Here is a 20,960-nt window from a genome sequence, read left to right on the forward strand (position 1 = left end):
CGCCTACGTCGGTTCCCAGGCCGCGGAGCACAGGGACTCGGCCACGGCGGCCGTGTAACGGGCGGCAGCCAGCCAGTGGGCGGCGAAGCCGTCGGTGTCGGCAGGGAGCAGGCGGCCGAAATGATCGCGGTCGCGTCGGGCCGCCGAGGCGCACAGGGCGGTGAGGAGCCCGGCGGCCGTGGGGAGGCCGGCGCGGCGGATCCGGCGGGTCTCCGCGCTGACGTCGCCGAGCATGCCGAGGGCGGCGCGGCCGGCCGGGACCGTCTGTTCGACCCGGCGCTCCAGGAGGTACAGGGGCGAGTGCGCGCCGGACCCTCCGGGCTGGAGCGATACGGGGTGCACGGAGGCGGCCGGGTCCGGGAGGTCGGCCCGGCGCAGGCGGTCGAGGCCGAGATCGATGGCGCCCTCGCCGGTGGGGTGCGAGCAGGCGAGGAGAGTGAGCCGGGGGTGCGGGGCTGGCACCAGGCGGCCGATGATCCTCAGCCGTGTCCCTGGTGCCGCGGCCAGCAGCACCATGTTGTCGCGGTGGGCCAGCGCGGGGTCGTCGTCGGCGACGGCGAGCCGGACGGGAACGCCTCCCTCGCACCGCGCGAGCAGGCAGGAGCCGCCCGACTCCCGTACCGCGCCGAGGATTTCGACGTCCAGGAAGAGCAGGTCGCTGCCGCCGCCGTCCGGGTCCGCGTAGCGCGAGGTGGACCGCAGGGCGCGGGCGGCCTGTTCGGCCGGCGGGGTCTCCCACAGCGCGGCGAGCGGTGGCTCCGTCCATGCCGCGCCCCCTGCGGTCACGGCCTTGACTCCCTTCCCGGCACCCAGTCTGCCGTCCGGCGAGACCGTCGCCCCCGAGACCGCCAGGCCGGCCCGGCCCAGCTCCCGGTGGGTGAGCGCGCTGTCCCCCAGGCGCACGGCCCGGTCGGCCACGCCCAGGGCACGCCCGACACCGCCGGGCGCCACGTCGCCGACCGTGAAGAGACGGCCGTCGGATCCGGCGACCCAGGTGCGGACGCCGCCGTGCCCCGAGTCGGTGACCACGGGTTCGGTGAACAGGCCGTACAGGCGCAGCGAACCGTCCGGGCTGTACGGGCGGCGCGCGCGGCCTCTGACGGCCTCCAGCTCCGCCCCGGAGGCTGTCCCCACCCGGTGTGCGGTGCCCAGGAGTTCGGCCAGGGCCGTGACGAGGTCGGCGGTGCGGTAGGACGGGTCCCCGGCGCGGGCCGCGCGCAGCAGCGTGACGACGGACAGCGCGGCACCCGCGCCACGCGGCAGATGCCGGAGCCGGGCGGTGTGCGCGGCGCGGAGAAGGGCCGACTGGGTGACGGCTCCGGCCCCGTCCACTCCGGCTTCCAGCACGGCGGCGCCCGCCGACCACAGGGCGTCGGCGGCAGCGCGCTGGGCCGGGCTCGCCACCTCGGGCGGGGAGGCGGAGCCGAGGGCGGGGGCAGAGCCGAGGGCGGGGGCAGAGCCGAGGGCGGGGGCAGAGCCGGGGGCTGAGCCGGGGGCGGGGGCTGAGTCCGTCGCCGCAGCGGGTTCGGGGACCGCCGGGGTGGGCCGGTCGGCGACCTCCGGCGTCGGGTCCGCCATGGGGGCGGCGCAGGCGGCGGCCGCGCGGTGGACGCATGCCGGGGCGAGGAGGCAACCGCAGGTGATGGCGTCCGTCGTCGCCACCACGCCGCCCGGGGCGTGCAGGCGCAACTCGGTCTCGGCGTCGACCTCGATCGTCACCGTGTCCCCGTCGCGGCGCGTCGTGCGGGTGCCGAGCTTGGAGACCGCCGCGTCCAGCCGCTTGCGCAGCCGGGGTGAGAGGTCCTCCACGAGTGTGGCCGTGACCTCCGGCGCGACGGGTGGCAACCGGTCGGCGTTCATGCGGTCTTCTCCCCTATCCAGCGGGCCAGTTCGAGTGGGCTGAGGGCCGCCACGGGCATGCCGGCGGCCACGAGCTGCCCGGCGACGCCCGTCGAGTAGCGGGGCCGGCCGGCGTCGTCGAGACTCGCGCACCCGAGGACGTGGCAGCCGGTGGTCACCAGAGCCCGCACCTCGGCCAGCAGTCCGGCGAGCGGCGCGCCCTCCTCGAAGTCGCTGATGACGACGACGAGGGTGCGGCTGGGCACCTCGACCATGCTGCGGGCGTGCCGCAGCCCGGCGGCGATGTGCGTGCCCCCGCCCACACTCACCTCCAGCAGGAGCGAGAGGGGATCGCGCACATGGCCGGTGAGATCGACGACCTCCGTGGAGAAGGCCAGGAAATGGGTGCTCAGGGTCGGCACACCGGCGAGCACGGAGGCGGTCAGCGCGGACCAGATCGTGGACGACTCCATGGACCCGGAGACGTCGGTGACCAGAATCAGGCGCCAGTCGGCCGACCGGCGGGCGCGACTGCGGAACACGGGCTTCTCCGGGATCACCCGGACCGTTCCGTCGGCCGTCCGGCGGGCGGTGGCCAGGTTGGCGCGCAGCGTGCGCGGCAGGTCCAGCCGGCCACCGGGACGGCGGGTGGGCCGGGCCGTCATCGCGCCGGTGAGGGCGGGGCGCAGCCGGGTGGTGAGCTGCCGGGTCAGTTCGTCGACCAGGCGGCGGACCAGGGGCCGGAGCGCCGCGAGGCGGGCTTCGGGGAGACCGCCGGCGTACCGCAGGATCGTCCGGAGCAGTTCCACGGAGGGGGTGGCGGCCGCCGGGTCGAGTTCGGCGAGGACGTCCTGCCGTCCTGTCACGGCCGCGGCGGCGAGGACCTCCTCGCGGACGCCGGGGCCGAACAGCGCGGCCAGTTCCTCGGACCACTCGCGGACGCCGGGGAACGACGGCTCCCGGCCGCCGCGCGGTCCGGCGCCGCCGTGCCCGGGGCCGGGCAGACCGCTGCGGGATCCCTCGCCGCGTCCCGCGCCGTAGAGCTCGTCCAGAGCGGTCGCCAGGCGGGCGGCGCCGGACGGCATTCGGTCGGCACGCCGGCCGAGCACGAGCCGCCAGCGGTCGGCGGACGCGAGGGTCCGCACGGGGGCGGCCCCGGTGGAAGGTACGGGGGCAGCCCCCGGGGAAGGTGCGGGAGCGGCCTCGGCGGAGGGGGCGGGGGCGGCCTCGGCGGAGGGGGCGGGGGCGGCCTCGGCGGAAGGTGCGGGAGCAGCCTCGGCGGAAGGTACGGGGGCGGGTTGGCCCGGTGAGCCGGGTGTGGCGGTGGCGGGTGCGGCCTCGGCGGAGAGCGCGGGGGCGGGTTGGCCCGGTGAGCCGGGTGTGGCGGTGGCGGGTGTGGCGGTAGCCAGTGCGGCGGTTCGGTGCGTTGCGGTGGGGCTGCCGGGCCGCGGTGGGATCCGGTCGTCGTGCGCGGGTGGCGGGACGGGCAGGCCGAGGCCGGTCAGGAGCTCGCGGGCCGCGAGGTCGGCGACCGTGCGGCGGGCCAGCTCGGCCGGGTCGTCCGCGTCGAGGGTGTCCACCCGTTCGCCGAGCCGCTCCTCGACCGTGTCCAGCAGCCGGTCCCGGGCGGCCGGGCTCAGGGTGTCGAAGCCACCGCGCAGGGCCGGCAGCCGCGCCAGGAACGCGGAGTCGTCCAGCTCGACGACCCGGTGCAGCAACGGGTCCAGGGCGCCCACGCCGACGGTCAGGAGCGGGCCCGCCACCGTCAGGACGCCGGTGAGGCGGGCGGTGAGCGCGGCCCGGGAGGTGCTGTCCACGGCTCCGTCCACCCAGGAGGCGACGCGCCCCCCGAAGGACTCCGCCTCTTCGTGGCCCGTGAGCACCCGGACCGCTCCGGCGGCCGCGGCGATCAACGGGGTGCCGTCGGCGGCCAGCCGGGCGAGGGCGTCGGTGAGCCGGATGCCGCCCACCCGGTCGGCGCGCTGCGCCAGTTCGAGCAGCGCCCGGGCGTCTTCGGGTTCCTCCGAGCCGGTCAGGCCGTCGACCTGGCGTACCGCGGCCGAGGTCAGGAGTTCGGCCGCGTTCGCGATGCGGGCGGCACCGGCGGAGGCGGTGGCGTCCGGGGCCGTGGAGCCGTCGGGCGCGGCCAGGCCCGGCAGATGGCCGGCGTCGAGGCGGTCCAGCAGGTCGAGGCCGGCGAGGAGTTCGGGAAGGGTACCGCTCGCGGGGAGCACGGCCGCGAGTTCCGTCAGCCGTTCGTCGGCGGAGGTGGGGAGCCCGCACTCGGCGGCCTCCATGAGGCCGCGGACGACCTGGGCGGCCGTCGGACCGCCCTCCTCCCGCTCGGCCGCGTGCCGCTGCCGCAACACGCCCTCGGCCGCCTGGGCCGGGGTGACGCCCCGGGCCCCGGCCGCGGTGAGCATCGCGGCCGTCGCCGGGGTCCAGCGGACCTGCCAGCGCGTCGTGAGTCCTTCACTGCCCGCCGCACCGGCCACCCCCTGCTCACGCGCGTACGGGATGCCGCACACCGTCAGCCTGCGCAGCAGCAGTTCGCGGTGCCGGTCCAGGGTGGAGCGCGCCGGGTCGAGCCGGAGGTCGCGCGGCGTCTTCTCGTGCGCGTCCTCCGGCCCGGGGAGCGCGAGCTCGGCGATCGCGGCCTCGACGGCGGGGCCCAGTCCGCTGCGCGGAGCGGAGGGTGCGGGCCGTCCGGTGCGGGCTCCGACGAGCACGTGTTCGAGGGCCCGGGCGACGGCGCGGCCCGTGCCGTAGGTCTCGCCGCGCCCCAGCACCGTCTGCACGGCTTCCAGGAGTTCACCGCGGCCGGGGGCGGGCAGACCGCGCAGCCGGGCCAGGTCACCGGCCACCCGGACGACCTCCCGGCCGTCCGCCGGACCGTAGGGGTGGCCCTGTTCGCGCAGGGCGGCGCAGACGCGGACCGCCGTGCGGATCAGGGCCTCGTGCAGGGCCGCCGGGTCCCCGGCGGCGTCCAGGACGATGTGCTGCCACTCCGGGTCCCGGATGCCGGCCGGGTAGCCGGAGCGTGAGTCGAGCAGCCGGTACGTGTACGGGACCAGGGAAACCGTGCACGCCGAGGTCCCGGCGGCTTCGTTCACGTGGCCGTCCGCGCCGTTCACCTTTCCGTCCGCGCCGTTCATCCTTCCGTCCGCGCCCGGACCGGTCGCGGACGTGCGGTCCGGTGCGGCCGGCGCTTCCCGTGAGTCCGGCGCTTCCTGCGCGGGGCCCCCGGCGGCCGTGGCGGCGGACGGCAGCAGGGCCGGGGTGTGGAAGGCTCCCACCACCACGGCGGGCCGCCGCCCGCTCGCCAGGGCCTCGGCGACATGTCCGCGCATGCACGCCTCGCGCGCCAGATCCATACCGTGCACCCCGCCCCGCGCCTCGGCCTCGTAGCGCAGAGCCCAGCCGGTGAGCAGGGCGGCACGGCGCAGCGCCTCGGGTGTCGAACCGGGCGCGAGTGCCTCCACCAGCCGGTCCCACAGGTCGTCGCCGTCCCGGCCGGTGAGCCGGGACCGGAGCGCGGCGGACAGCCCGCGCCCCTCCCCCGGCACGGGTGCGGAGTCGGCGCCGGGGGCGGGGGCGTCGGTGCCGCCCGCCCATGCCGGGTCGGCCAGCGGCAGATCGCAGGCCACCGCCGGGACTCCGTTCCTCGCCGCCCAGCGCAGGGCGACCAGCTCGGGCGAGAAGTCCGCGAACGGGTAGAAGGCCGGCCCTCGTTCGCCTGCCGGGGTGGGCCCGGGCACGGCGGCGGGCACGGCGGCCAGCGCCACCGGGGCCTCGGTCTCCTCGTGGGCGAGCCAGCCCAGCCAGGGCTGGAACTCGGCGGGCAGTTCGACGAGGAGGACGTCGGGGGCCGCCGCGTCCAGCATCGCCGGGAGGGCGGCCGCCAGCGAGGGCGCATGGTGACGCACCCCGATGAGGAACGGCGACCCGGGTCCGGTCGCCGCGAGGGCCGCCACCGCGGCTTCCGAGGTGGCGGGCCCGGCTTCCGGGGCAGCCGGTCCGGAAGCCGGGGTGGCGGCCGGCTCTGCCGCCGTGCCCCGTGCCGGGGAAGCGGCCGGCGCGTCGGCGGTGGGTGCTGCCTCAGCGGTGGACCGCGTACCGGGGATGGTCGACTCGTTCATCCGTCAGTTCTCCAGCACCGCGCGCAGGTCCCACAGGGCACGCCAGGTGGCCGACCCCTGCTCCGCGCGCCTGCGCACCGGCCCGTCCCAGTACCCCAGCAGCCGTCCCGCGTCGGCGGGGTCGTCCTTTCGGACGACGCCGAGCAGATGGCCGGGCAGGAGGGAGAGCACGTCCCGGTCGCCGGGGAAGTAGGCGGCGGCCAGGCCCAGGGAGCCCGCGACGGAGACCGCCTCCGCCGTGCTCATCACCGTGGAGGGGCGCTCGACCTCCCAGCCCTCCACGGAGCGGCCCGCGCGCAGGTCCCGGAAGGCGGTGACCAGGGCTTCGAGGACCGCGTCGTCCACCTGGTAGGCGGCGCCCACCCGTTCGACGGCCGCCCGCGACTGGCTCCGGACGAGCGCGGTCTCGGCCTCGACGTCCCCGATGGGGCCCACGGTCTCGAAGTTGAAGCGACGCTTCAGCGCGGCGGACATCTCCGAGACTCCCTTGTCCCGCAGGTTGGCGGTGGCGATGAGGGTGAACCCGGGGGCCGCGTGCACCTGGGCGCCTTCGCCGCCCGCGAGTTCGGGGACCGCGATCCGCCGCTCGGAGAGCAGGGAGACGAGGGCGTCCTGGACCTCCGGCAGACAGCGGGTGACCTCCTCGACGCGGGCGACGGCCCCCCGCGTCATGGCGGTGAGTACCGGGGAGGGGACGAGGGCCTGCTCGGTGGGCCCCTGGGCGAGCAGCAGCGCGTAGTTCCAGCCGTACTTGAGCTGGTCCTCGGTGGTGCCCGCGGTGCCCTGCACGGTGAGCGCGCTGGTCCCGCAGACGGCCGCCGACAGCAGCTCGGAGAGCATGGACTTGGCGGTGCCGGGTTCACCCACGAGGAGGAGCCCGCGCTCCCCGGCGAGGGTGACCACGCACCGTTCGACCAGAGCGCGCTCGCCGACGAACTTCTGCTCGATCACCAGGCGGCCCGGGACCCCGGCTCCGGGCCGGGCCCCCTTCGGCAGGCCCAGTGGATCGCCCGCGCTGCCCATCACGAAGGTGACGACGGCACGCGGGGTGAGCAGCCAGCCGGGCGGGCGGGGCCCGGGGTCGTGGGCGGCGAGGAAGGCCAGCTCGGTGGCGTACCGGTCCTCGGGGGGCGTTATCTGGCGGTGCTGCCGGCCGGGCGCCGTCGCCCGGCCCGGGACGCCGCCCCCGATGGTGCTGCCCGTGGTGGTGTCCGTGGCGGTCGTGTCCGTGGTGGTCGTGGTGTCGTTCGTCATCGGCGGCGGCCCTTCCGGGTTGCGCGGGTGTCCAGTTCTTCGAAGGCGGGGGCGTCGCCGCCGCGGGTCCGTGCCCAGGCGGCTGCGAACAGCTCGGGCACGGGGAGGTGGGGCAGGGTCCGGGTGGACCCGGTCACGGGGTACAGGCGTTCCTTCCAGGTCTCGAGCGGCAGCCCGGGGGTTCCGCGTTCCAGCCAACCGCAGGGCAGGAACAGGGTGCGGCCGGCGCGGGAGCGCTTCGCCTCCACGACGAGGTCGGTGGCGGCGAGTTCCGCCCGGGCCTTCTTGATCCGTGCCGGCTTCCACCCGGTCCAGCGGACGCAGTTGCGGTCCGTGGGGTCGGGCAGGGCGAGGAGCATCAGGTAGAGGGCGGCGGTGTCCGCGCTCAGGTCGAGGGCGGCGGCTGCCTCGGCCACCAGGTCCGGCACCGCACGCGTCGGGTCCTGGGCCGGATGGTGCGGGGAGCCGTCGGGGGCGCCCGCCGAGACCAACGCGTCGGTCTCCTGGCCCAGCAGTGCGCGCAGGGCGAGCAGATCGCCGGTGCCGTGACTGGCGATGGTGCCCTCGACGAGGCCAAACGCCGGGTCGTCGGGGCCCGCCAGGCCGGCCGGGCGAATCAGCAGCTTCTCGTTGTCGCCGTAACCGGGGGCGAGGAGCAGCGCCTCGCCGGCCCGGACCAGTCCGTCGGCGTCGGCGCCGCCGGACTCGGGGAGCCCGTGGGCGGCGCGGACCGTGCCGCCGATCGGGCCCCCCGACTCGGTCCAGTGCAGACCGAGGTCCAGCACCAGGTCCGGGTCGGCGAGGCGGCCGCGCAGGGCCGCGAGCCCGATGGGCAGGTGCTCCCGCAGGGGGTGCCCGTACGGCAGCGTGTAGGCGAGGGTGTGCAGGGCGGTCAGTGCGGAGGAGACCGCGCCGCGTGCGCTCGTCACGCGCGGGCCCGGGCGACCGGTGCCGTCCTGGACGGCGGTGCCGTGGGCGAGCCAGGTCCGGGAGCCCGCGTTGAGGACCAGGTCGACGGCGTCCGCGGTGGTGCCCGAGAGGTCGAGGTCCAGCTCCTCGGGGACGCGGACGAGGGAGGACAGGCGGTCCTGCCAGACCTCGGCGGCGGCGCGGACGTCGGGGCCGGTGGACCACAGCTCGGCCGGGTCCTCGGGCAGCAGCGCCCGGAGCAGGGCGTACCGGTCGTCGCGGGGCAGGGCGTCCAGCCGTGCCTCGGCCTCCTCGAAGGCACGTGTCTTCGCGCCGAGCAGCGCGAGCGCCTCGGCGCCGGGCTCCGGCACCGCTGCCGACAGCAGGGCGGCGGACTGGAGGGGTCCGATTCCGGTGGCCGTGTGGAACGCCTCGGCGGCCTCCGGGCGCCAGGGTGCCGGGCCCTGTTCCCGTACCAGGGCGGTGAGCCGGGTGAGCCGGTCGCGGGCGAAGCCCTGCCGGTGGACGCGCTCGCGGTCCAGGGTGAAGCCGGGGACGGGTCCGAAGGCGCCGGTCGGGTCGTGGTCCAGGGCGAGCCAGCGGGCCGCGTCGTCCCGGGTGTTCCGGCCGCGGTCGGCGAGGACCACGACCGTGCGGGCGCCCTTGCGCAGCACCTGGCCGAGGCGGTGCACGGCCTCGGGGCGTCCCCGCCCGGGCGTCGCTCCGCCGAGCGGTTCGACGAGCTCCACCTGTCGGACCGTGCCGGCCGGGTCGGCCAGCGGGCCCGCGGCGAGGGCTTCCAGCAGCAGGAGGAGCCCGGTGCGGTGCTCGGCGGAGGTGGTCTCCGAGGCGGCCCGGTAGGCCAGTTGGGGCAGCTTGTCGAGGAGGGAGAGCCAGGTGAGGGAGTCTCCGGGCACGGTGTACTCGTCCCGCTGCCAGCCGTCCACAGGGGTGAACGGGACCTTCGACGGGGTGGGCGGGCCGAACGCCGGCTCACCGCCGAGCACATGGTTGACGGCGAGGATCTGCCGGATCACGGTCCATCGGTTCCCGGCTCCCCACCAGCTGCCGCGCATCCGCTCGGAGCCCCAGGCGGAGGCGTCCCGCAACGTCGTGTCGTCGCCGTGCTCGGGCTCGTGGTCGAAGAACATGCCCTTGGTGCGCGCGGTGTTCCGGGGGGTGGCCGGCTCCACGGGCTCGGGCGGTTCCACATACCGGGCGGCAGAGACAGCCCGGTCCACCGCGTTCCGGACGAGCGCGGTGACGCCCGCGAGGAGCCGGGCGTCGGACACCTCGGGCAGCACCCGGGCGGCGGCCTCCTCGGTCAGCTCCCGCGAGGAGGGCCCGGTGTACTCCTCGACGGCCCGGAACGCCTCCAGGTGCTGGGCGACCGCGACGGCGACCTCGTTGAACAGCTCCTCCGCCCGGGCGTCCGTCAGGTTCCGCAGGGCGGTGGAGCCCCGCTCGTCCCTCGGGCGCAGGGCGTGCCAGTAGGAGACGGGAGGTACGTAGGGGGTGCCCGCCGCGTCGTTCCCGCCGGAGGATTCGGTGGTGACGGACCACAGGATGCCGCCGGTGCCGTCGGTGTCCGCCGGGTGCGCCTCCACGGAGCGGTGGTTCAGGGCGGCGACCGGCCTCGACCCGCCGGGCAGGGCGAGGGCGCCGAGCGGCACCGGGGAGACGCCGCCGGGCAGCGGGTGCGGCAGGGCGACCGTGTGGCCGTCGGGGGTGCCGGCGACGGTGCGGTGCCCGTCGGCGGGGGCGGCCGCCCCGGGCTCGGTGACCGTGCGGCGGACCCAGCGGCCGAGGACCGTGCCGTCCGTGCCGAACGGGGTGGTCTCCAGACCGGGCTGGAGGGGCAGCACCTGGCAGTGCTCGGCGAGCAGCCGGGTGCCGTCCCGCACCCCGGAGCGGAGGAAGGCGGGAAGGGATGCGCGGCCGTGCGTGCCGCCGGCCGGGTCGTACTCCAGCCACACCCGCTGGGTGCCCTGGTGGCCCTCCCGCCAGTGACCGGTGCCGTCGGAGATGACGGCGCGCTGCGGCGGGAGGGAGGTGTCTCCCGCGTGCAGCGCCTTGCCGCCCGTGGCGCGACCGCCGTCGGGCAGCGGCAGGCAGACCTCGTCCGAGGGGCCGGAGCCGCCCCAGCGGGGAATCTGCTCGCCGCCGACGGTGAACACCTCGGTGGGGCGGTGCGACCAGTAGCCGCGCTGCTTGCCGTCCTCCCACCAGATGACCAGCAACTCGCCGTCGACGTAACGGAAGGCGATCATCCGCCAGTGGTCGACGGTGGCGGGCAGTCGCAGGGTGTGCCGCAGCAGCACGCCTTCCGGTCCGACGACGACGGCCCGTTCCAAGGTGTTGAGGATCAGCGCGGGCCAGGCGCCGGTGACGCCGACGCTCTGCGACCGGTGGTTCGGCCGACGCGCGGCGGCGGCGGCCTCGGCGGCCAGTTCGGCGTAGGTCTCGTCGAGCGCGGGCCAGCCCAGTTCGTCGAGGAGGCCAGTGCGCAGGGTGGCGGCGAGCAGCGGTACGACGTCGTGGCTCTCGAGGAGTCGTACGGCTTCCGGGGCGACGTCCGCGACCACGGAACCGAACGGCGAGAGCCTGTTGAGAGCGGTGCGCAGCCCGGGGAGCCCTCGCGCGGCCGTGTACTCCTCGGCGCGGGCGGTCAGCCACTCCCGCAGGATGACGGAGAGCACCGGGTGCGCCGCCAGCTTCGCCAGGCCGGCGTCGCTCAACCGCTGCCCGCGCCCGTCGCCGAGGCGCCCGACGTTCCGGCTCAGCAGGGCACGGAAGACCGGCCGTTCGGCGACGGCCGTGAGATCCCGCGCGCCGGGCGCGGTGTCGGCGAGCCACTGGCCGATCGGGACACCGAGGGACCGCGCGGTGGCCGCGTCCTGGTCGTCCGGCTCGGCCACGGGAACGCCGGAGGCCAGGCAGAGGTCGAGAAGGTCCAGATCGGCGGTGCGCTGCCAGCGGCCCTGGAACAGTTCGACGGGGCGCCCCTCGGCGCGCAGCCGGTCCGCCATCCGGGCGGCCAGGTCGAGGGTCCCCGGGCAGCGGCCCGATGTGGCCCGGTCGCGCCGGCGGTGTGCCTCCCAGCGGGCGAGCCAGTCCGCCGGTGAGACGGACGGGGCGGAGAGGGCGGCCGGGGCGGAAGGTGCCTTGCCGGCGGTGTCCGGGAGGGCCGTCAGCAGGTCCTCGGCGCCGGCCTCGGCCAGCAACGCGAGCCAGCCGGATTCGCCGTCCGTCTCACCGGCGGACTGGCCGCTCTCACTGAAGGTCTCCGGGAAGAAGCCGAGGAGGCGGGCCTTGACGGCCGTGTCCCGTCGAGCGAGGGCGATGAGCGCGGAGCGGTAGGCCGTCCAGAACGAGGCGGGTGCGCGGACGACTCCCGGCGAGCCGATCAGATCGGCCACCAGCTCCTGTTCGGCGGCCTCGCGGTCCAGCCCGGCGGCCTTGACCAGCGCGCGTACGTCCTGCGGCAGCGCCGCGTACGGCGGCATGCCGGCCGCGCAGCGCTCGACCAGCAGCCGGCGGAACTGCGCCCAGGCGTCCGCCGGTGCGAGCCGGGCCACCAGGTCCCGCACGTACTGCCGGAGCGCCTTGACGGTCAGCGCGCCGGCGAGGGCGAACTCCAGGAAGACGGCCCGCTGCCGCTCCTCGTCCACGACCAGCCCGTGCACCCGCTCGGCCTCGCGGGCCTTGCCGAAGAAGGAGGCGGCGTAGCTGGTGTTCTCGGCCTGGAGGAAGAGGCGTGCCACCTGCTCGTAGTAGGTGGGAAGGAAGTGCGGCACGGCCCGGCCGAGCCGGGCGCCGAGTGCGTCGAAGCCCTCCTTGGCCGCTCCGGCACGGGTCCTGGCCTGTCGGCCCAGCCGCTCGATGTCCTTGACCAGGGCCAGGGCGTGGTGTCCGTTGGCCGGGTCGTTGACCAGTGCCCAGGCCGGGAAGCCCAGCGTCTCGCGGCGCACCTGGCCCACGACGGGGGCCTCCGCGGTCCGTGCCAGGCCGAGGAACTCCAGGGCCAGGTCCTCGGCTTCGCCGAGTGTGCCGGGCACGAGCCGGACCACGGGGCGGTCGCCGAGGGCGGTGTGCGTGTAGGTGCGGGCGGTCAGCGCGTCGGCGTCGTCCCGGTCGGTGGTGCCGGCCGGGAGGATCGCGCCCGCGTCCAGCAGGGCCGTCGCGGCGGCCTCGGCGTCGGGTCCGGCGGTGCTCCCGCCCGGGGCCTGGCCGGGAAGGAACGTCGCGGCCGTCGTGCTCGCGTCGGTGTTCGTCGTCGTGATGCTCATGCCGCCCGCTCCTCGTCCTCCACGTCGCGGCCGGCGTAGAGCGCCGCCGCCATCCGCATGCCCTCGGACCACGCCACGGGGCCGACCTCGGCGGCCGTCAGCGCGCGCCCCGCGGGGTCGGTCCAGCCCAGGGGGCCCGTCTCGGTGCCGTACGCGTCGTATCCGTCGTGTTCGCCGATCCAGATGCGCGCCTCGGCGGTGGCTCCGTCCTCGACCACCGGGCAGACCGCGTATCCCCCGCGCGAGCGGTACCCGAGTTGGGTGACGCGGCCGTGCAGGAAGCGCTGTTCCTTGAACACGCCGCCGGCGTAGGTGTCCACGGAGGTGGTCTCCGGGGCGAGGCCGGGCGGGCGGCGCCACACCTCACGGAACAGCTGCTCCACGTTCTGGCGCACTCCCAGTTCGACCGCGAACTCCCGCAGCTCGTCGAGGTCGTCGAGGAGGACGGGGTGGGGCACGCTGACCACGTCCGGGGTGATGCGGACCGTGTCACCGTCCAGGTCGACGAGGCCGAGGCCACGCTCGGCGTCGACATCGCGCAGAAATCCCGCGACCCCGCCGCCGGCGCCGGTGACCACGACGTCCCGCAGGGCCGCCTGCCAGGCCGGATCGGGCCAGACCCGGGCGAGCACGGCCGTGGGAACGGGCAGCGAACGCACCATCCACTGCTCGACGTCGGTCACGCACCGGCGTTCGTGTCGCTCGAGCCACTCGGTCAACTGCCGGAGACCGACGACCGCGGGGTCGTCCTTCAACCTGGCCGGAACGGACTTCAGCCGTCGTCCCTTCCCGTTGCGGCAGACTACTTTGCCCGCCTCCAGGGCGACTTCATAGTCGCCTGCCGAAACCCACCCCATGCGCTGTTCTCCCCGTTGTTCCGGACGGCCGCCGCACCGGCGGCACGCTGACAGAACCCGTCAGCGGCAACGCACCGTGACGAGTGAGAGAGACTCTAAGCGGCACCAGTGACAACGGCTTCGGACCCCTCCTCATCGTCGTGCGGCCCACGCCCCCGGAAGGGCCGCCCGGCCGTGCCGAAGTGCGGAAGCGGACGGCGGGCGGCCCGGTCGGGTGCGGTCAGGGAGCGAGGACGACCGTCTTGCCGGGCAGCCGCCCGGCGCCGGCGTCCTCGTGCACGGCGGCCAGCTCGGCCACCGGGCGGTGGGCGGCGACATGGACCCGGAGCTTTCCGGCATCCACCTTGGCGACCAGCTCCGCCAGCTGGGCTCCGTCGCTGCGGACCCACAGGCTCGCACTGCGCACGCCCCGGCCCGGGTCTTCGGGGACCGGGCCGGCCGTACTGGCGGCGACCCCGCCGTCGGCGACGTAGTCCGTCAGCCGGGCGAGCTCCTCCGGAGAGACGCGCACATGGTTCACCACGACCTGGAACGGACCGCCCACGGCGCCCGGTCCCGCGGCGAGGTCGAGGGGGCCGGTGACCCGGTCCGCGCCGTAGCCTCGAAGACGGTCGGCGTGCCCCGGTGCGTCCACCGCCGTCACCTGTGCCCCCGCGTCGACGGCGAGCTGCACCACGAGGCTGCCCACCGCGCCCCCCGCACCGTTGACCAGCACGGTCTGACCGGGCTTCAGCTCGGCGAGCTCGAACACCGTCTGCCAGGCCGCCAGGCCGGTCAGCGGCAGCGCCGCGGCGTCGACCAGCTCGGTCGTCCGGGGCGCCGGGGCCAGCGACCCGGCCGGGACGAGCGCGTACTCGGCGGCGCCACCGGCGGAGTCGAGGGGCAGCATCGCCACGACCTGGTCGCCGACCTCCGGGCCGGTCACGTCGGCGCCGAGTTCGGCGACGGTGCCCGCCAGGTCGATCCCCGGCACGTACGGGAGTGCGATCGGGAGCATCCCGGCCATGACACCGGCGCGGATGTGGTCGTCGACCGGGTTGAACGACGTGGCCGCCACCCGCACCAGCACCTGGCCGGCGCCGGGGACCGGACGCTCGACGTCCTCGTACCGCAGGACCTCGCTGCTGCCGAACTCGTGGAAACGTACTGCCTTCATGTCGTTGTCCTCCAGGGTGTGCCGACGAAGCTCTTCACTTGCCTAGGCAAGTGAAAAAGTAGCCCACCAAGACTTGCCCAGGCAAGTGATACGAGTTGCCTGGGCAAGTACGATGGGACGCATGGATACTCAGTCGCCCTGGCTCGACGACGATCAGCAGAAGCTGTGGCAGGCGCTCCTCACGGTCGTCATCGCCCTCCCCGCCGCCCTCGACCGCCAGCTGCAGCGGGACGCGGGCATCTCCAACTTCGAGTACGGGGTCCTGGCGCAGCTGTCCATGGCCGACGAGGCCACGATGCGGCTCAGCGAACTGGCGCGGCTCTGCGACAGCACCCAGCCCCGGCTGTCGAAGGTGATGGACCGGTTCGAAGCCCGCGACTGGGTCGCCCGCCGAACCGACCCCGGCGACGGCCGGTACACCCTCGCCGCCCTGACCGACGCCGGCCGGCAGAAGCTCGTGGAGAGCGCACCGGAACACGTCGCGCAGGTGAAGCGGCTCGTGTTCGATCCGCTCGGCGCCGCTCAGCGCCGCCACCTCGAGGCCGCCCTGACCCGCATCGCCGCTACCGTGCGCCGGGAGCTCGAAGGAGGCTGAGCGCCAAGGCCCCGGACCGCTCAGAACGTGCGGAGCCACACTCCCGTGTCGGGCGGCAGCAGTGCGCCGGTCAGCGGCTGGGAGGCGACGAGCACGGTGCTGTTCGGCGGAAGGGGCGTGGCTGCCTCCGAGAGGTTGATCACGCAGGTGAAGCCGCCACCGCGGGTGAACGCGAGGACCTTCTCCGGGGCGGGGAGCCAGGTGAGGGGCCCGTCGCCCAGAGCGGGTTCTTCTCCGCGCAGGGCCAGGGCCGTGTGGTAGAGGCGGAGCATGGAAGCGGGGTCGGACTCCTGGGCGGCGGCGTTGAGCTGTGCCCAGGCGGTGGGCTGGGGCAGCCAGGGGCGATCGGCGCCGGCGGGGCCGAACCCGTAGGTCTCCGTGCTTTCGTCCCAGGGCAGGGGTACGCGGCATCCGTCCCTGCCGGGGTCCTTGCCCTGCGTACGGTGGTAGATGGGGTCGTCCCGGCGGTCGGCGGGGATGTTCTCGACCTCGGGCAGGCCGAGCTCCTCGCCCTGGTAGATGTAGACGGCGCCCGGCAGCGCCATGGTGAGCAGGGCGGCCGCGCGGGCCCGGCGCCGGCCGAGGTCCTCGTCGACGACCGGGTTGTACTGGCGGATGCCCGCGGCCGTGCTGGTGTCGGGCCTTCCGTAGCGGGTGACGTGGCGGGTGACGTCGTGGTTGGACAGGACCCAGGTGCTCGGCGCCTCCACCCCGGCGTGTGCGGCGAGGGTCTGGTCGATGCAGGCACGCAGGGCCAGGGCGTCCCAACCGCATCCGAGGAAGTCGAAGTTGAAAGCGGTGTGCAGTTCGTCGGCACGCAGGTACCGGGCGAAGCGGGCGGGGTCGGCGAGCCAGACCTCCCCGATCAACGCGCGCTTGTCGGGGTAGGAGTCGGCGACCGCCCGCCATCCGCGGTAGATGTCGTGGTTCTCGTCGAGGTCGACATAGGGGTGGGGATCGGGGAAGACGGTGTGGTCGTAGTCGGGTAGCGCCGGGTCCTTGCTGCACATGGCGGCCGAGTCGACCCGGATGCCGTCGACCCCACGGTCGAACCAGAACCTCAGGACCTCCTCGTACTCGTCACGTACCAGGGGGTTGCGCCAGTTGAGGTCGGGCTGTTCGGGGGCGAACAGATGCAGGTACCACTGCCCGTCGGGCACGCGGGTCCAGGCCGGGCCGCCGAAGATGGACTGCCACTCGTTGGGCGGCAGTTCGCCGCTTTCGCCACGGCCGTCGCGGAACCAGAACAGTTCACGTTCCGGGGAGTCCGGAGCGGCGTCGAGAGCGGCCAGGAACCAGGCGTGCTCGTTGGAGACATGGTTGGGGACGACGTCGACGATGATGCGGATGTTGCGCTGGTGGGCTTCGTCGATGAGCTTTTCGGCTTCGGCGAGGGTGCCGAAGCGGGGGTCGATCTGCCGGAAGTCGGTGACGTCGTAGCCGGCGTCGGCCATGGGAGTCAGGTACCAGGGGGAGAACCAGATGGCTTCGATGCCCAGCCGGTGCAGGTAGTCCAGCCGGGAGCGCACTCCGGCCAGGTCGCCGATACCGTCGCCGTTGCCGTCGGCGAAGCTGCGCGGGTAGACCTGGTAGATGGCTGCGTGTCGCCACCAGTCGGTGGTGCGCGGGGTCATGGGACCTGCCTCCTGTGCGAAGCGAGTGGATGGGTGGTGCCGCGGGCCCGGAAGCGGGGCCATGTGTTCCGGGCCCGCGAGTCATGGGGTGGGGCCGGCCTTGATCACCAGCCGGAGTTGCCGTCCCCGCGCTGGATGGTGAAGCCGCCCGCGATGTCGAGGGCGCTGTCGGCGGTTCCGGTGATCCTGGTGTGGGAGAAGGTGCCCTTGCCGCCGGCGAACACCTCCATGCCGTGGGTGCCGGCCTTGTCGATGGTGAGACCGTCCACGCGCAGGTCGGTGACCTGCTTCTCCCAGGAGACGAGCAGACCGCTGTAGGTGGAGTCCTCGACGAGGTTGTCGTTCAGGACGACGGGCTGGGTGATCTCGTGGCGGTCGGCGTAGACCCACAGGGCGCCGAGCTCGGAGTTCCAGTTCGGCTCCAGGCTGCCGGTGCGGCGCAGCACGTTGCCGGAGACGGTGGTGGTGCCGGTGAACGGCTCGCCGAACCGGGTGGAGACGGAGATTCCGGCGGCGGAGGTGACGGTGTCGGAGATGAGGTTGTTCTCGACGCTGTTGCCGCTTCCGCCGTAGACCGCGGCGCCGTTGGCGAGCGTGGGAAGCTGAACGGTGTTGTTGCGGAAGGCGCTGTCGCGGACCGCGCCGGGATCGGACCACATGGCCAGGGCGTCGTCGCCGGTACCGCGGATGCTGCTGTTGGAGACGACGGTGTTCCGCACGTTGCCGCGCAGGTTGACGCCGTCGGCGAAGGTATTGCGGATGCGCAGGTCGCTTGCCTCCAGCCCGTCGGTCGGGGCGGTGACCCACAGGCCGACCTTGGTGTGCTCGATCCAGACGTTGCGGATGACGGAGCCGGTGCCGAAGTCCCCCTCCATGGCGGCGTGCCCGGCGGCGTCGTCACGCACGGTGTTCTGGCCGTCGATCATGAGGTCCTCGACCGTACTGGTGCCGCCCTTGGCCAGCAGGCCGCCCTTGAAGCCGGTGCCGCGCAGGACGGTGTGCCACACTCCCGCGCCGCGCAGCTTCACCCCGGTGAGGTTCACGTGGTCGGAGATGGCGTACGTCCCGGCGGGCAGGAACAAGCCCTTGCCCTGACTCTTGGCCTGGGTCAGCGCGTTGTTGAGGGCGGAGGTGACGTCCGGGCCGTCCGGTGTCACGCCGAGGTCCCGGGCGGATACATACCCGGTGGGCAGGGTGCCGGCCGCCGAGGCCAGTTCCGCTTCCAGGAGGTCGATGGTGTAGAAGTCGGCGTCGTCCGCGGCGTCCTTCTGGAGCCGCAGGACGGTGCCCGCGGGCAGGGTCCTGCCGAGGTGGAGTCGGGTGTCGTCGAAGAAGCGGTGAGCCTTGCCCTGGCCGGGGACGTTGGTGTACGGGTAGTCGCCGTAGACCCAGGCGTAGCGCGAGGTCAGACGGAGGTCGGTCAGCTCCGTGCCGTCGGTGTAGAGGCTCAGGGAGGCGTCGATGCCCCGGCCGTCGCTGCTGTCGGGCAGGGCGTACCGCAGGTTGATCGCGTTGGCGGGTTCGGTCAGCGTGATCTCGACGTGGTCGCCGGTCCTGGCCAGCTTCACGGCCTTGCGGCCCGACGCCTCCGAGGCCTCCGTGAGGAAGGTGCGGTCCGGGCCGATCGTCGAGGCATTGGTCGTGCCGTCCTCGGCCTCGTAGGCCGTGAACGGCAGTGTGGCGCCGACGCCGCTGGGGTCCGGGACACCGGGGTCGGGGTCGCCGGGGGCGGCGGGGGTGGTCGCCTTGAAGTGGTCGATGTTGACGTTGCCGCTGTCGCTGCCGGTGAACGCCAGGGTGAGGTTGTTGGTTCCCTCGGCGAGAGTGACCGGAACATCGACGGTGGACCAGGCGGCCCAGCCTTGGGTCGCCGGCAGCGTGACCTGTGAGGCGGCGCCGCCCACGGACAGGGTCAGCGTCTTGGACGAGCCGGTGCCGTTGGCGTAACGGATGGCGACGCTGCCGCCGCCGGCCCGGTCGGACCGCACACCGGTGGTGATCGAGGCGTTGCCCTTGTTGGGGTCGGTCAGTCCGCCCACGTAGCCGCTGCCGGTGTACCCGGAGTGCTCCTGCTCGGCGACGGCGCCGCCGGACAGGGTGGTGGACTCGGCCTCCAGCGTGATGGTGGCCGCGTGGGCGGGGGTCGGCACGGCCAGGCTGTAGGAGACCGCGCCGGTCAGAGCCAGCAGCAGGGCGGCGGATATGACGGCGGTGGGCTTGAGGGACCTTGCGGTGCGGTGGGTCGACACAGCGGTGTGTCCTTCCGTAGAGGGGCGGCTCGGCCCTTCGGAATGTCGGCGAGGGGCCGACGAGCTTGCGCCGTGACGCGCGGATGCGCGACGGCGGGCAGGGGGACCACCCAGCGGCGTCCGGGTCAGGATGGGGATGTGCGGGTGCGGACCTGACGGGGTGAGCGGGCTGGTGGGGGGGCGAGGACTCGGGCGGCTCAGCCTTTGAGGCTGCCTGCCGTAAGACCCGCGATGATGTGCCGCTGGAAGATCAGGAAGATCACCAGCAGGGGGATCGAGGCCATGACCATGCCGGCCAACAGCTGGTTGGCGGGCATGAATTCGGCCAGTCGGTTGAGCGCGACGGTGATGGGCTGGCGTGCCGGATCCGGGAGGACCAGCAGCGGCCAGAGGAAGTCCTTCCACACTCCGACGACGGCGAAGATGGAGACGACCGCCAGGACCGGACGGGACAGCGGCAGGACCACGGACACCAGGACGCGCAAGGGGCCTGCGCCGTCCATGCGCGCGGAGTCGAGGAGTTCGGCGGGAATCTGGTCGAAGAAGCGTTTCAGGATGAAGATGTTGAACGCGTTCGCGCAGGCCGGCAGCCAGATCGCCCAGGGGGTGTTGATCAGGTTGACGCCGAACAGCGGCACGTCGGTGACGGTGAGATAGGTCGGCACCAGGAGTGCGGAGACCGGCAGCATCAGCGTGGCCAGCATCATGCCGAGGACGACGTTGCCCAGGGCCGGCCGTAGCTTGGACAAGGCATAGGCGGCTGCCACGTCGACCAGCAGCTGGGTCAGCCAGGCGCCGGCGGCCAGGATCAGGGTGTTGAGGAAGTAGTCGCCCAGGCCGACGTTGACCCATGCCTGGGAGTAGGACTCCGGGTGCCAGCTCTGCGGGAGGAAGGTGGGGTTCGGGTCGGCCAGTTCGGAGGAGGACTTCACCGCCCCGCCGGCCATCCAGTACAAGGGGAACACGAAGGCGAGGGTGAAGCCGATGACGGTCGAGCACAGCACGAACCGGTAGAGGAGGCGACCGGTCCGCCGGTTCATCTCGGCAGGGGCGATGAGGGTGCGTTCGAAGGATTCGGACATGGTCGTTCCTTTCAGCCCTTGCTGCGGGTCAGTCGGAGATAGACCGCCGCGAAGAGTCCGAGGACGATGAAGAGCACCGTGCTCATGGCGCTGGCCATGCCGAAGTCGTTGTAGACGAACGCGTAGCGGTAGAGCAGCAGGAGGACGGTCACGGTGGCGTCGTCGGGGCCGCCGCCGGTGAGGACGTACGGCTCGATGAAGACCTGCATGGTGCCGATGATCTGGAGCAGCAGGGTGATCATGAGGATGAACCGCATCTGCGGGATCGTCACGTGCCACAGCCGTTGGCGGATCGAGGCGCCGTCGAGTTCGGCCGCCTCGTACACCTCGCCGGGGATCGAACCGAGAGCTGCGAGGTAGATGAGGGTCGTGGTGCCCATGTTGGCCCAGGTGGAGACCAGCACCAGGGAGATCATGGAGATGTTCTCCGACTCGAGCCACTGCTGCGCCGGCAGCCGAAGGGTCTCGAGAAGGCTGTTGAACAGCCCCGGGCCCGGATCGTAGAACCAGCGCCACAGCAGCATGGTGACGATCGGCGGCAGCATGACCGGAAGGTAGACCGTCATCCGCAGGTAGGAGCGCGCGTGGCGGAATTCGTTGAGCACCACCGCGGTGAGAAAGGGGGCGACGAACCCGAACACGAGGGCGAGGAGGGTGAAGTACCCGGTGTTCTTCCACGCCGTCACGAAGAGCGGGTCGTCGAAGAGCCGTCGGTAGTTCTCCCAGCCCACCCAGGCGGCGGGTTCGGAGAACGTCACTTCCTGGAAGCCGAGGAGCCAGCCGCGGACGATCGGGTACCAGGAGAAGAGGGCGAAGCAGAGCACGCCCGCGCCGAGGAAGCTGTAGGCGACGAGATGTTCTTGGAAGCGGCGCCGTCGCACGCTCGGGTCGTTCACGCCGGTCTTCCGCGGCTTCGGGGAGGTCTTCGGTTCTCGGACGGGGGCCGGGGCCGCCATG

Annotated in this window: 11 protein-coding genes; 1 reads left to right on the forward strand and 10 read right to left on the reverse strand. The window is 74.0% G+C overall.

Going from position 1 to position 20,960, the window contains the following annotated elements:
* Positions 1-3: 3 nt before the first annotated feature.
* The 6 genes from ACIQPT_RS34235 to ACIQPT_RS34260 form a co-directional block, all read right to left on the reverse strand.
* Positions 4-1,860 (reverse strand): hypothetical protein, encoded by a 1,857-nt coding sequence (locus ACIQPT_RS34235; protein ID WP_401161779.1) that lies wholly within the window; start codon positions 1,858-1,860, stop codon positions 4-6.
* Entirely contained in the window at positions 1,857-5,978 is a 4,122-nt protein-coding gene (locus ACIQPT_RS34240; protein WP_401161781.1) for a DUF5682 family protein, read from the reverse strand. The genes ACIQPT_RS34235 and ACIQPT_RS34240 overlap by 4 nt, the downstream gene beginning before the upstream one ends.
* A 3-nt stretch (positions 5,979-5,981) precedes the next feature.
* Positions 5,982-7,232, reverse strand: coding sequence for an AAA family ATPase (locus ACIQPT_RS34245; RefSeq protein WP_401161783.1), 1,251 nt, complete (start codon positions 7,230-7,232; stop codon positions 5,982-5,984).
* A complete protein-coding gene (locus ACIQPT_RS34250; protein ID WP_401161785.1) occupies positions 7,229-12,430 on the reverse strand; it encodes a hypothetical protein in 5,202 nt (1,733 codons plus the stop codon). Before ACIQPT_RS34250 ends, ACIQPT_RS34245 begins: the two co-directional genes overlap by 4 nt.
* On the reverse strand, positions 12,427-13,287 hold the full coding sequence (locus ACIQPT_RS34255; RefSeq protein ID WP_401161787.1) for a DUF4132 domain-containing protein: 861 nt from the start codon (positions 13,285-13,287) through the stop codon (positions 12,427-12,429). Before ACIQPT_RS34255 ends, ACIQPT_RS34250 begins: the two co-directional genes overlap by 4 nt.
* Before the next feature lie 220 nt (positions 13,288-13,507).
* The gene (locus ACIQPT_RS34260) at positions 13,508-14,443 is read right to left on the reverse strand and encodes an NADP-dependent oxidoreductase (RefSeq protein ID WP_401161788.1); all 936 of its coding nucleotides are present in this window, start codon (positions 14,441-14,443) and stop codon (positions 13,508-13,510) included.
* 121 nt (positions 14,444-14,564) lie between these two features.
* Here ACIQPT_RS34260 and ACIQPT_RS34265 point away from each other — a divergent pair, with 121 nt between their 5' ends.
* Positions 14,565-15,038, forward strand: coding sequence for a MarR family winged helix-turn-helix transcriptional regulator (locus ACIQPT_RS34265; protein WP_401161790.1), 474 nt, complete (start codon positions 14,565-14,567; stop codon positions 15,036-15,038).
* Positions 15,039-15,058: 20 nt separating this feature from the next.
* Here the strand turns inward: ACIQPT_RS34265 and ACIQPT_RS34270 are convergent, their stop codons facing one another.
* The 4 genes from ACIQPT_RS34270 to ACIQPT_RS34285 form a co-directional block, all read right to left on the reverse strand.
* Complete coding sequence (locus ACIQPT_RS34270) at positions 15,059-16,672, reverse strand: glycoside hydrolase family 13 protein (RefSeq protein WP_401161792.1); 1,614 nt, start codon at positions 16,670-16,672, stop codon at positions 15,059-15,061.
* Between the two features lie 104 nt (positions 16,673-16,776).
* Positions 16,777-18,921, reverse strand: a complete 2,145-nt coding sequence (locus ACIQPT_RS34275; protein ID WP_401161794.1) for a glycosyl hydrolase family 28-related protein — start codon at positions 18,919-18,921, stop codon at positions 16,777-16,779.
* 197 nt (positions 18,922-19,118) lie between these two features.
* Positions 19,119-20,003, reverse strand: a complete 885-nt coding sequence (locus ACIQPT_RS34280; protein WP_401161796.1) for a carbohydrate ABC transporter permease — start codon at positions 20,001-20,003, stop codon at positions 19,119-19,121.
* 11 nt (positions 20,004-20,014) lie between these two features.
* Positions 20,015-20,959 (reverse strand): carbohydrate ABC transporter permease, encoded by a 945-nt coding sequence (locus ACIQPT_RS34285; protein ID WP_401161797.1) that lies wholly within the window; start codon positions 20,957-20,959, stop codon positions 20,015-20,017.
* Position 20,960 lies beyond the last annotated feature (1 nt).

It is taken from the genome of Streptomyces sp. NPDC091289, assembly GCF_044757365.1.
Classification (GTDB): Bacteria; Actinomycetota; Actinomycetes; order Streptomycetales; family Streptomycetaceae; genus Streptomyces.